The sequence below is a fragment of the Paraburkholderia monticola genome, assembly GCF_001580545.1.
Taxonomy (GTDB): Bacteria; Pseudomonadota; Gammaproteobacteria; order Burkholderiales; family Burkholderiaceae; genus Paraburkholderia; species Paraburkholderia monticola.
Map to the genome: position 1 here is coordinate 738,479 of NZ_LRBG01000004.1, position 11,110 is coordinate 749,588.

Consider the following 11,110-nt stretch of genomic DNA (forward strand, 5'->3'; position numbering starts at 1 on the left):
CGAGTTAAACCGGCGCTGCATGATTTGCACTAGTATGTGGAAGCTCCGCGCGGCCGACGGTGAAACCGCCGCGCTCGCGCGTCAATGTCCGGAGAAGACCATGATTTCGCTGCGAAAATTGAATCTGGCCGTGGTGCTGTGGGCGCTTGCGGCGGGCGCCGCATTCGCGGATACGGTGGCGCTGAAAGCAGATCTCGAACCGTCGAGCGAAGTGCCGCCGCGCGTGAGTCACGGGCACGGCATGCTGAATGCGACGTTCGACACATCCACCCAATCGCTGCAGTGGACGATCACCTACGAGGACTTGAGCGGTCCGGCTACCGCCGCGCATTTCCACGGTCCCGCGCCGGTCGGCCAGAACGCGAAGGTCCAGGTGCCGATCGAGAAGAATGCGCTCGCGAGTCCGATCAAAGGCACGGCGAAGCTGACGGAGCAGCAGGTCACGGATCTGATGGCGGGGCAGTGGTACTTCAACGTTCATACCGCGCAGAATCCGACGGGCGAGATTCGCGGGCAGGTGTTGCCGGCAAATTAAAATCGACATTCGCGGTGGCCGGGCGCGCATGCCGCGACCCGCAATCTTCGTCACGCATCTAGAAGCCGTCGCCCACCGGCGCGGCCGCCAACCCACGTACGATGACGGGATTCAACGAAGGAGCCTGTCCCGATGAGCTGGCAAAGCGCGCTCGCGTGCTGGTATTTGCGTAGGCAGTTCCGGCCCGAAACCCTCAAACCGACTATCAACGTCGAACGGGCGCGCGCCTTGACCTCGAAGCGCGTCTGGGCGCCGCGCGTGCCACGCGGCTGGCATCTGCGCGAAACGTACGGCGCGGGCGATGCGCCGCTCGTCGGTGAATGGCTGGAGCGCGTGGAAGGCGGCACGGCCGGCGGCGCGGAGCCCACGGTGCTGTATTGCCACGGCGGCGGCTATTACTTCTGCTCGCCGCGCACGCATCGGTCGCTGACGTTCCCGCTTGCAACGCGCGCCGGCGCGCGTCTGTTCTCCCTCGACTACCGCCTCGCGCCCGAGCATCGCTTCCCGGCCGCGCTCGACGACGCCACCGCCGCCTATCGCCAGTTGCTTGCAATGGGCATCGCGCCAGGCTCGATCGTGATCGCCGGCGACTCGGCCGGCGGCGGTCTCGCGCTCGCGACGCTGGTCGCGCTGCGCGACGCCGGCGCGCCGATGCCGGCGGGCGGCCTGCTGTTCTCGCCGTGGACCGATCTCGCGACGACCGGCGCGAGCCTGCGCACCAACGACAGCGTCGATCCGATGTTCTGCGGCGCCTCGATCGAGCGCGCGGCCAAGGTCTATCTCGGCGACGCGCCGGCCACGCATCCGTACGCCTCGCCGGTCTACGCGGACCTGCGCGGTCTGCCGCCGCTGTTCGTGCAGGCGGGCAGCACCGAGGTGCTGCTCGACGACGCGCGCCGCGTCGCCGACAACGCGCACGCGGCGGGTGTCGATTGCGAATGCGAGGTGTGGAAGAACGTACCGCACGTGTGGCCGATGTTCGCGCCGTTCATGCCGGAGGCCAATCGCGCGCTCGAGCGCGCGGCCGCCTTCGTGCGACGTGCGACGAGCCGCGCCGCTAATGAGGCTCAAGTGTCGAGCGTGACGTCGAGCGTCCGGTAGACGGCTTCGATCGTCGGCTGACCGTATTGGCGTTCGAGCCGCCGCACGGTGAAGTGTCCGTGCGCGACCTGCTGAAAGTGGTCCATAAACACGGTGTTGACCATCGCGCCGAGCACCGCGCCGATCGCTGGAATCGATTTGGCCGCGATCTGCTCGCTGACCTGCACCGAAAAGCGCGCGGCGATCGCATTGAGCAGCCGCAGCAGCGCAGCCGATCCGTGCGTCGTAAAGCCCTTGCTGGCCACTTCGGACGACGCCTTCGAGACCGCCTGGGCGAGCGCGCCGCGCATGAAGAAGTAGCCGAGGTCGGCGTCGTCGTCCTCGCTCGACGTGCCGCCCATGCCGAGCACGGTCAGGCATTGCAACTGCGTTTCGACCGAGCTCAGGTCCTCGCCCTCGCTGCGCGCGATGTCGCAGATCGAGCGGAACATCAGTGTGGTCGTGACCGGCAGCTCGACCGGCAGCGCGACGAGGCCGAACGCGCCGCCGGCCGCGCCGGTCGTCGCGACGGCGAACTTGTGCAGCAGGTTGTTCGGTTTGTCGGGTGCGAGCAGCTTCGCGTCGTCGCGTCGGCCGAGCGTGCGCAGCGCGATCGACAGGCATTTGCGCAACGCGGCCTGCGTCGCATCGGATACTTTTTCGTTGGCGAACGCCGGGATGCGCGACAGCAGCTTCTCGATCGGCGCACCGATGACGCTCGCGAGCTTCATCGTGAGCGCCGGGCTTTCGAGTTGGCGTTTCGCGCGCCGCAGCGCGTTCAGGTCCTGCTCCGATAAGGATGGTGCTGCGAGCGAACTCGGCTGCATGGGGCTCCCTGGCATGTCGTGTCGTGGCTGGTTCAAGTCAGTCTACCTACGCGCCGCAAGACGCGTACCGTCCCGCTTAGAGCGTTGCACCATGGTATGATTCCGCATCTCTTGACAAGTCAACTTTTGCTCTATCAAAAATGGCTGTCCATACTGCCGCCCACCATTCGAGTGGGCAAGTTTTACCGTTCCGCGAATCCCTGCTGGCCATGCTCGGCATCTCGTTCGTCACGATGCTGGTCGCGCTCGACCAGACCGTGGTCGGCACGGCGCTCCCCACCATCGTGTCCGAACTCCGAGGCTTCGAGCTGTACGCGTGGGTCGCCACCTCGTATCTGCTGGCCTCGGTGATTACCGTGCCGGTCTTCGGGCGGCTCGGCGATTACTACGGGCGCAAGCCGTTCGTGATTGCGTCGATCGTCGTCTTCACCGGCGCATCGGTGCTGTGCGGCGCGGCCAACAGCATGCTGTTTCTGGTGCTCGCGCGCGGCTTGCAGGGCATCGGCGGCGGCATGCTGGTCGGCACCGCGTTCGCCTGCATTGCCGATCTGTTCCCCGATTCCGTCGTGCGGCTGCGCTGGCAGGTCCTGATGAGCTCGGCGTTCGGCATCGCGAACGCGGTAGGTCCCTCGCTCGGCGGTTTTCTGACGCAGTACTACGGCTGGCGGTCGGTGTTCTACGTGAATCTGCCGGTCGGGCTGCTGTCGCTGTTTTTCGTCTGGCGTTTCCTGCCGCATCTGCGGCACGTCGAGCATACCGGCAAAATGCGGCTCGACTGGCCTGGTGCGCTGCTGATCGCAATCGCGCTCGGCTCGCTGCAGATGTTCGTCGAATTGCTGCCGAAACACGGCATCACGTTGAGCGCGTTTGCGCTGCTCGGGCTGAGCGTGGCGTCGGCCGTTTCGCTGTGGAAATGGGAAAAGCGCTGCCCGACCGCGATCCTGCCGGTCGACATGTTCCGCAACCGCAGTCTCGCCGCGCTGTTCACGCTGTCCGTGCTCGGCGGCTTCACGATGTTCTCGTTGCTGTTCTACGCGCCGCTGCTGTTCCAGGGCGGCTTCGGTATGTCGCCGAAAGAGGCGGGCATCGTGATCACGCCGCTCGTCGTGTTCATCACGATCGGCAGTATCGCGAACGGGCGTGTCGTGTCGCGTGTGAAGAATCCAAACCTGATGCTGTACATCGGCTTTGCGATGATCGCGCTGTCGTGCCTCGGCGTCGTCGTGGCGACCCGTTCGATGCAGCAAGCGGTGCTGATGTCGTTCATGGTCGTCGGTGGCCTCGGGCTCGGTTTCGTGATGCCGAACCTGACGATCTTCGCGCAGCAGACCGCGGGCCGCGAGCACCTCGGCATCGCGACCGCGCTGCTGCAGTCGTTGCGGATGATCGGCGGCATGATCGGCACGGCGCTGACCGGGACGCTCGTGACCCACATGTACAGGAGCGGCGTGCGCAATGCGCTCGAAGGCGCCGGCGCGTCGCACTGGTTCACCGATCTCGGCGATCCGCAGATCCTGATCAATCGCGATGCGCAGACCACGCTCGTCAACCAGTTGACGCAAGCGGGCCACAACGGCGCGATGTTGCTCGAAAGCGCGCGCGAGTCGCTGGTCGCGGCGATTCATCTGGGTCTCGCGATGGCCGCGGTGATCGCCGTCGTGTCGGTGTGGCAAACCCGCCGCGTGCCGCCGGTCAAGCTGCAGCGCAAGCTCGAGCCGGTGATTCACGCGGACTGATTTTTGGACTTGGTGTTGGACAGGCAGATTATGGAAGAACAGGACCGCGTCGCCGTCATGCAGCAATTCGGCCGCACGTATCGGGCGTTCATGTCGGCATTCGAGGCCCAGGTGGGTCAACCGTTGCCGCGCTGGCGCATTTTGCTCGCGCTGCACGAGCAGGCGGGCGAGTCGTCGCAGAAGCGGCTCGTCGAGCGGCTGCGCGTCGATCCGGGCGCGCTCACGCGGCAGCTGAAGGCGCTCGAGAGCATGGGCTGGATCGCGCGCAGCATGGATCTGCGCGATAACCGCGTGACCAACGTGCGTCTGACCGAAGCGGGCCACGCCGCAACCGAAGCGAGCCTGCCGCGCCGCAATGCGTTTTTGCACGACACGATGGCGGCGTTGCCGGACGAGGTGCTTGGGGCGTTGTCGAGCGCGCTGAGGATGCTGGAGACGCGCATCGGCGAAGTAACGGCCAGTGCGAGCGCGGCGGCCCGGGAGACCGCGGGCGACGAGGCGGCGCAACGCGGGTGATTTTTGCTGCGCGTGGGGACGACGAAAAAGGCTGTGAGCCCAAGCAAGGGCGCACAGCCTTTTTTTTATGGTCGGCAAGCTCGCGCCTCAGTCGGCGCGGCGCAACCCAATCAGAAGAACGTCTCGATCACTTCCTTCACGCGATACTGCGGATCAAGGACCAGCACCTGCTTCCATTTGTCGAACGTCAGGCAAGGATGCGAGATGTCGAACGCGATCATGTCGCCCACCTTCAGATCGGCACCCGCGGGAATCCGCAGATACGCGTGCTGGTCCATCAGGCCGAAGATTTCCCAGCCCTCGCTCGCGGCGATATCGCGCGGCGCTTCGTCGCCCGGACGATAGTGGCGCGCCGGCTCCGGCATGCCGGCGTCGAACGCGGAGTCGCGCTTGCCGAGGCCGATGATCGCGCGATCCGGTTCGGGAATCGACTGCACGTAAGCCCACAGCTGCAGCGCCGGCAGCAAGCCCTCGCCCATCTTCTTGGCGACCGGATTGCGCTTGAAGATGTCGGTCTGCGCCTTGCGATAGATGCCGACGTCATGCGTCAGATAGCAGCCCGGGCGCAGCACGACCTCGACCTTGCCGGATTGCGTCGCCTGCGCGAACTCTTCGGCGACCACGTCATACCACGCCGATCCCGCGCCCGATAGCACCGCCGGCGAGCGCGCGAAACGCCCCTGCTCGACGAGCTCCCGCGTGACCGCCACCGCGCCTTGCAGGAACGCGCGCACCTCGGGTTCTTCCTTCAGCACGCCTTCGTACAGTTCGACGCCCGCGAGTTTCAGCACGTCCGGATAGCGCGCGATCGCCTCCAGTACCGCGTTGCGCTGCGCTTCATCGCGCACGCCGGTGCGCCCGCCCGGCACGCCGAGTTCGAGCAGCACCTGCAGCGGCTTTTTCACCGAGGTGAAAAATTCGCCGAGTTGCTCGACGCCTTCGGCCGAATCGACGAGGCAGAAGAATTCGAACTCCGGATCGGTGAGCAATTCGGCGATCATCATCATGTTGTGGCGGCCGACCAGCTGGTTCGCCATCAGCACGCGCGACACGCCGCCGTGGTAGGCGGCGCGCACCTGATGGGCCGTGGCGAGCGTGATGCCCCACGCGCCGGTTTCGAGCTGACGGCGGAACAATTGCGGCGCCATTGTGGTCTTGCCGTGCGGCGCGAGCTTGACGCCGTATTCGGCGACGAATGCCTGCATCCACTTCAGGTTGTGCTCGACGCGATCCTCGTACAACACGGCGGCCGGCAGGCTGACGTCTTCCGCGAGCAGGTTCCACTCGAGACGCGCGGCGTCTTTCAGCTGAACGCTCGTGCCCGGAACCATGCCCAAGCCCTTGCTAAAAGGATCAATCGTCGCGCCCTGATAGTTTGTAACTTTCATGTCTCCGTGCTCCATCGTCCGGTTAAATTGAATCAGATTTGACTTTACCATGTTACCGAAAGTACGATGTCCGGAGAAATGTTATTTAGTACCACGGAGTTCGAAAGGCCGCCGGACAGGCCTGCGAAAGCCGTGCCGCGAACCCCACCGCCCGCCATGAACAGTAGCGCCGAACCGCTCGCTTTCGACATCGTCGCGCGCATCGCCGAATGCGCGCCCGAGTTGCGTTCGGCCGAACGCAAGGTCGCCGCGCTGATCCTCGACGATCTGACCGGCGCGTCGCGCGCGAGCATCGGCGCGCTCGCGCATCAGGCCGAGGTCAGCATCGCGACCGTCACGCGTTTCGCGAAGGCGGTCGGCTGCCGCGACGTGCGCGAGCTGAAGCTGCGGCTCGCGCAGGCCGCGGCGGTCGGGCAGCGTTTTCTCGAGCGCGATATGGCAGGCGACGCCCCCGAGCCGATTGCCACGCGCGTTTTCGACGAGCTGCAAACCGCGCTCGCGCACAACCACCAGCTGCTGCGCCAGGCGCCGCTCGCCGAGGCGGCCGCCGCGCTGCGCGCCGCGCGCATGATCTACGTGTTCGGCATGGGCGGCGGCTCGACCGCGCTCGCCGACGAGATGCGCTTTCGGCTCGTGCGCCTCGGCCGGCCGGTTGCGACCTATCAGGACGGGCTGTTGCAACGGATGGTCGCGAGCACGGTGTCGCGCGAGTGCGTGGTGGTCGCGCTGTCCACCACCGGACGCGTGCCTGAGATGGTCGAGAACTGCAAGATCGCGCGCAGCTACGGCGCGACCGTGGTCGCGCTGACCGCGCCCGCGTCGCCTTTGGCGAAGCTCGCCGACTGGCTGATCCCGATCGTCGCGTTCGAAACCGATTTCATTTACAAGCCGTCGTCATCCCGTTACGCGATGATGATGGCGCTCGATGTGCTCGTCACCGAACTTGCCGTCAGTCAGGGCGACGAGAGCCGGGAATTGCTGCGCCGCATGAAGCACGCGCTCGACACGCATCGCGGCGGCGGCGATCGACAACCGTTAGGAGATTGATCCATGCATTCGCATCCCGAAGCCGCCGATACGCTGATCGTCGGCGCGCAACTGTATGACGGCACGGGCGCGCCGCCCGTCGAGCGCGACGTGGCGATCCGCGACGGGCGCATCGCCGCGATCGGCAATCTGTCGAACTGGCTCGCCGAAGAGGTGATCGAGGCCGAGGGCCGCGCGCTCGCGCCGGGCTTCATCGACGTGCACACGCATGACGATACCCACGTGATCCGCTCGCCACAGATGCTGCCGAAGATCACCCAGGGCGTGACGACGGTGATCGTCGGCAATTGCGGCATCAGCGCGTCGCCGGTATCGCTGAAGGGCGATCCGCCCGATCCGATGAACCTGCTCGGCGAGCGCGACGCGTTCCAGTATCCGACCTTCGCCGACTACGTGAGCGCGGTCAACGCCGCGCGACCGGCGGTGAACGTCGGCGCGCTGATCGGCCACACGGCGTTGCGCAATAACCAGATGGACCGGCTCGATCGCGCGGCGACGCAGCAGGAAATCGAAGGCATGTGCGCGCAGCTCGAGGAAGCGCTCGCGCACGGCGCACTGGGTCTCAGCTCGGGGCTCGCGTACGGTTCGGCGTTCGCCGCGCCGACCGAGGAAGTGATGGCGCTCGCCGAACCGCTCGCGGCCGCGGGTGCGCTCTATACGACGCACATGCGCACCGAGTTCGACGCGATTCTCGATGCGATGGACGAGGCTTACCGCGTGGGCCGTCACGCACGCGTGCCGGTCATCATCTCGCATCTGAAGTGCGCGGGACCGTCGAACTGGGGGCGCAGCGTCGAGGTGCTGAAGTCGCTCGAAGGCGCGCGCGGCGCGCAGCCGGTCGGTTGCGACTGCTATCCGTACAACCGCAGTTCGTCGACGCTCGATCTGAAGCAGGTGACGGGCGACATCGACATCACGATCACGTGGTCCGAGCCGCATCCGGAGATGGCGGGCAAGCTGATCAAGGACATCGCGGCCGAGTGGGGCGTCTCGCAGCAGGAAGCGGGCAAGCGCCTGCAGCCGGCGGGCGCGGTCTATCACAACATGTCCGAAGACGACGTGCGGCGCATCCTGTCGCATCCGGCGACGATGGTTGGCTCGGACGGCCTGCCGAACGATCCGCTGCCGCATCCGCGGCTGTGGGGCGCGTTTCCGCGCGTGCTCGGCCACTACGCGCGCGACACCGCTCTGCTGCCGCTCGAGGAAGCGGTCCGTAAGATGACGAGCCTGTCCGCGCGGCGCTTCGGTCTCGCGCAGCGCGGCGAAGTGCATATCGGCTATCACGCCGACCTCGTGCTGTTCGATCCGGCGAAAGTGCTCGACGTGGCGACGTTCGACAAGCCGCAGCAGCCGGCGGCCGGCATCGACGCGGTGTGGGTCAATGGCGTGCTGACCTATCGCGACGGCGCGGTGACGGGCGAGCGGGCCGGCCGGTTCGTTACGCGCGGCGCACCGTCGAAGGGCGATGCGCAGGGCGCGTTCTGATTTTTATCGATGGATGGCGGCACGCGCGGCGAGGGCGCCGCGCATGTGCCCGACTTTTTAAGGAGTGTGACGATGAAGCGATATGGCGTTGAAGGCGGAAAGGGAACGGGCGGTCAGGTGATGCCGTTCGCGCGTGCGGTCGAGGCGGACGGCTGGCTGTTCGTGTCGGGCCAGACGCCGATGGAAAACGGCGAAGTGATCAACGGCGGCATCGTCGAGCAATCGCACAAGGCGATCCAGAACGTGTTCGCGATCCTCAAGGAAGCGGGCTATGGCGCCGAGCACGTCGTGCGTTGCGGCGTGTGGCTCGACGATCCGCGCGACTTCGCGTCGTTCAACAAGGTGTTTCGCGAGTACTTCGGCGAAAATCCGCCGGCGCGCGCGTGCGTGGTGTCGTCGATGGTGATCGACTGCCGGGTCGAGGTCGATTGCGTCGCTTATAAGAAGCCGGCGGCCTGATCGCTTCAAAGGCTTTCATGCGAAGGGGGCGCCGCAGGCTCTGATGGCCTGCTGCGCCCCCTTCGCGTTTACCGCTGTTCTTTGCTTGCGTTCGCGCGCGTTGCCGTTACTGGCGCGCGAGCCGCATGTTGTCCGGCATCGGCAGGTTGTAGTTGGTGCGGAACGGGTTGATGTCGAGCCCGCCGCGGCGCGTGTAGCGCGCGTACACCGCGAGCTTCAGCGGTTTGCACATCTTCATGATGTCGACGAAGATCCGCTCGACGCATTGCTCGTGAAAGCCCGTGTGATTGCGGTACGAGATGATGTAGCGCAACAGGCCCGCCTGATCGATCTGCGGGCCGGCATAGTGGATCTGCACGCTGCCCCAGTCCGGCTGACCGGTCACCGGGCAGTTCGATTTCAGCAGGTTCGAGAACAGCGTTTCCTCGACCGGCGCTTCGCCGTGCGCCGCGCTCAAAAGCGATGCGTCCGGCTGATAGACGCTTGCCTCGAGATCGAGCCGGTCCAGCGACAAGCCGTCGAATTCTTCCATTTTCAGCTTGCCGAATTCGTGCGGTGTGCTCAGATGCACCGACACCGTCGAGCCGCACGACGCGGAGACGTCGCGCTTGATCGTGTCGCGCACGCTCTCGGCCGACTCGAAGGCGGTCTGCGCGAACGAGCCGAGATACAGCTTGAACGATTTCGACTCGACGATGTTCGGCGAGTCGGCCGGCACGAAGAACGTCGCGACCGCGATCTGCGGCTTGCCACGCGAGTTCAGCCACGACAGCTCGTAGGCGTTCCAGATGTCGGTGCCGAAAAACGGCAGTCGCGCGGTAATGCCGATCGCCTCGCGCGCAGCGCTGCGCGCAATCGGAAACAGGAGCGTCGGATCGTATTGTTCGGTGTAAGTCGAGGACTTGCCGAGCGGGGATTGTTCGGGTGTCATGATGCGTTCACGATGCCACTCAGCACGTGCCCGGTCGCCGTTACGACGCGGGCCGATTCGCAGTGGCCGATCTGGTCGTCGAAGAAAAAGTCGGGCTCGAACTCGCGCAAGAATGCGCTCTTGTCGAGGCCGCCGAGGAACATCGCTTCGTCGATTTCGATGTTCCATGCCATCAGGGTGCGGATCGCGCGCTCATGCGCGGGCGCCGAGCGCGCGGTGACCAACGCCGTGCGAATGCGCATCGGCGCGGCCGCGTCCGCGAGTTTTTGCAGCCGGTGCAGTGCTTCGAGCAGCGGCTTGAGTGGACCGTCCGCGAGCGGCAAGTGCTTGTTGTCGATCTCGTGACCGACGAAGGCGCGCAGGCCGTCCTTCTGGAAGATCCGTTCCGCTTCGTCGGAAAACAGGACGGCGTCGCCGTCGAACGCAATCCGGATCTCGTCCGGGTACTTGCTCGCCATTTTCGCCGATTCCGGCAATACACGTGCGGCCGGGAAGCCAGCGGCGAGCGCATCGCGCACGTCCTGCTGATTCGCCGACAGAAACAGCGAGGCGTTCAGCGGCTTCAGATATCCGAACGGCGCGCGGCCGCGCGTGAACACGCCGCGCTCGATCGAGAGTCCGTGTTCGCGGCACGAATGAAACGCGCGCAGGCCGCTGATCGGATCGCTGCGCGACAGGATCACCACTTCGACGCGATGACCGCCGGCGTTCAGCGCGAGCAGCTTGCGAATCAGCGGAAGCGCGACGCCCGGTTTCGCGGGCACGCTCAGGCGCTCGCGCTGCAGCGCTTCGTAGGCCTTCAGGTCGCCGGCCTCGTAGACGCGGTTCTCTTCCTCGAAGTCGAACAGCGCGCGCGACGAGATTGCGACCACCAGTTTGTCGACGAGCGAAAGCGCCATCGTTGGGTTCTATCCGGAGAGATCAGGCGAGGAAGAGACGATAGACCGGGTTCTTCGTTTCTTCCCAGTATGGGTAACCGAGGGTTGCGAGAAAACGATCAAACGCCGCGTGGTCGCTGTCGGGCACCTGAATGCCGACGAGGATCGAGCTGTAGTCCGCGCCCTGGTTGCGATAGTGGAACAGGCTGATGTTCCAGTTCGGCGCCA

At 65.6% G+C, this 11,110-nt stretch carries 11 protein-coding genes and 1 pseudogene; 7 read left to right on the forward strand and 5 right to left on the reverse strand.

What is annotated here, in order from left to right; all coding sequences use genetic code 11:
- Positions 1-100: 100 nt before the first annotated feature.
- Entirely contained in the window at positions 101-535 is a 435-nt protein-coding gene (locus CI15_RS08225; RefSeq protein ID WP_062126199.1) for a CHRD domain-containing protein, read from the forward strand.
- Between the two features lie 132 nt (positions 536-667).
- Positions 668-1,636: an alpha/beta hydrolase gene (locus tag CI15_RS08230; RefSeq protein ID WP_062126057.1), complete on the forward strand. Its 969-nt coding sequence runs from the start codon at positions 668-670 to the stop codon at positions 1,634-1,636.
- Here the strand turns inward: CI15_RS08230 and CI15_RS08235 are convergent.
- The gene (locus tag CI15_RS08235; protein WP_062126059.1) at positions 1,603-2,442 is read right to left on the reverse strand and encodes an EcsC family protein; all 840 of its coding nucleotides are present in this window, start codon (positions 2,440-2,442) and stop codon (positions 1,603-1,605) included. The two genes, CI15_RS08230 and CI15_RS08235, sit on opposite strands and share 34 nt — an antisense overlap.
- A gap of 140 nt (positions 2,443-2,582) precedes the next feature.
- On the opposite strand from CI15_RS08235, the gene CI15_RS08240 reads away from it, so the two are divergent.
- Both CI15_RS08240 and CI15_RS08245 read left to right on the forward strand, forming a co-directional pair.
- Entirely contained in the window at positions 2,583-4,178 is a 1,596-nt protein-coding gene (locus CI15_RS08240) for an MFS transporter (protein ID WP_062126062.1), read from the forward strand.
- A gap of 30 nt (positions 4,179-4,208) precedes the next feature.
- Complete coding sequence (locus tag CI15_RS08245; RefSeq protein ID WP_062126065.1) at positions 4,209-4,694, forward strand: MarR family winged helix-turn-helix transcriptional regulator; 486 nt, start codon at positions 4,209-4,211, stop codon at positions 4,692-4,694.
- A 110-nt stretch (positions 4,695-4,804) separates the two neighbouring features.
- On the opposite strand, the gene CI15_RS08250 is transcribed toward CI15_RS08245, so the two are convergent.
- Entirely contained in the window at positions 4,805-6,082 is a 1,278-nt protein-coding gene (locus CI15_RS08250) for an amino acid deaminase (protein ID WP_062126068.1), read from the reverse strand.
- Between the two features lie 156 nt (positions 6,083-6,238).
- Here CI15_RS08250 and CI15_RS08255 point away from each other — a divergent pair, with 156 nt between their 5' ends.
- The 3 genes from CI15_RS08255 to CI15_RS08265 all read left to right on the forward strand — a co-directional run bounded on the left by CI15_RS08255 (position 6,239) and on the right by CI15_RS08265 (position 9,073).
- Complete coding sequence (locus CI15_RS08255; RefSeq protein ID WP_062126071.1) at positions 6,239-7,129, forward strand: MurR/RpiR family transcriptional regulator; 891 nt, start codon at positions 6,239-6,241, stop codon at positions 7,127-7,129.
- Between the two features lie 3 nt (positions 7,130-7,132).
- Positions 7,133-8,614 (forward strand): N-acyl-D-amino-acid deacylase family protein, encoded by a 1,482-nt coding sequence (locus tag CI15_RS08260; RefSeq protein ID WP_062126074.1) that lies wholly within the window; start codon positions 7,133-7,135, stop codon positions 8,612-8,614.
- Between the two features lie 72 nt (positions 8,615-8,686).
- Entirely contained in the window at positions 8,687-9,073 is a 387-nt protein-coding gene (locus tag CI15_RS08265) for a RidA family protein (RefSeq protein WP_062126077.1), read from the forward strand.
- Between the two features lie 106 nt (positions 9,074-9,179).
- Here the strand turns inward: CI15_RS08265 and queF are convergent, their stop codons facing one another.
- From queF to CI15_RS08280, 3 genes and pseudogenes are all read right to left on the reverse strand, one after another.
- Positions 9,180-10,004 carry an NADPH-dependent 7-cyano-7-deazaguanine reductase QueF gene (gene queF, locus CI15_RS08270; RefSeq protein ID WP_062126080.1) on the reverse strand — a complete coding sequence of 275 codons (825 nt, stop codon included), beginning with the start codon at positions 10,002-10,004 and terminating at the stop codon, positions 9,180-9,182.
- Positions 10,001-10,903 (reverse strand): 5'-nucleotidase, encoded by a 903-nt coding sequence (locus CI15_RS08275; protein ID WP_062126083.1) that lies wholly within the window; start codon positions 10,901-10,903, stop codon positions 10,001-10,003. Before CI15_RS08275 ends, queF begins: the two co-directional genes overlap by 4 nt.
- A gap of 22 nt (positions 10,904-10,925) precedes the next feature.
- Positions 10,926-11,110 (reverse strand): annotated as a pseudogene (locus tag CI15_RS08280) (threonine ammonia-lyase, biosynthetic); the annotation flags it as partial.

Bases quoted from the DNA above. Each gene is read 5' to 3' on its own strand.
- CI15_RS08225 (WP_062126199.1), top strand. From the start codon at position 101: ATGATTTCGCTGCGAAAATTGAATCTGGCCGTGGTGCTGTGGGCGCTT.
- CI15_RS08230 (WP_062126057.1), top strand. From the start codon at position 668: ATGAGCTGGCAAAGCGCGCTCGCGTGCTGGTATTTGCGTAGGCAGTTC.
- CI15_RS08235 (WP_062126059.1), bottom strand. From the start codon at position 2,442: ATGCAGCCGAGTTCGCTCGCAGCACCATCCTTATCGGAGCAGGACCTG.
- CI15_RS08240 (WP_062126062.1), top strand. From the start codon at position 2,583: ATGGCTGTCCATACTGCCGCCCACCATTCGAGTGGGCAAGTTTTACCG.
- CI15_RS08245 (WP_062126065.1), top strand. From the start codon at position 4,209: ATGGAAGAACAGGACCGCGTCGCCGTCATGCAGCAATTCGGCCGCACG.
- CI15_RS08250 (WP_062126068.1), bottom strand. From the start codon at position 6,082: ATGAAAGTTACAAACTATCAGGGCGCGACGATTGATCCTTTTAGCAAG.
- CI15_RS08255 (WP_062126071.1), top strand. From the start codon at position 6,239: ATGAACAGTAGCGCCGAACCGCTCGCTTTCGACATCGTCGCGCGCATC.
- CI15_RS08260 (WP_062126074.1), top strand. From the start codon at position 7,133: ATGCATTCGCATCCCGAAGCCGCCGATACGCTGATCGTCGGCGCGCAA.
- CI15_RS08265 (WP_062126077.1), top strand. From the start codon at position 8,687: ATGAAGCGATATGGCGTTGAAGGCGGAAAGGGAACGGGCGGTCAGGTG.
- queF (WP_062126080.1), bottom strand. From the start codon at position 10,004: ATGACACCCGAACAATCCCCGCTCGGCAAGTCCTCGACTTACACCGAA.
- CI15_RS08275 (WP_062126083.1), bottom strand. From the start codon at position 10,903: ATGGCGCTTTCGCTCGTCGACAAACTGGTGGTCGCAATCTCGTCGCGC.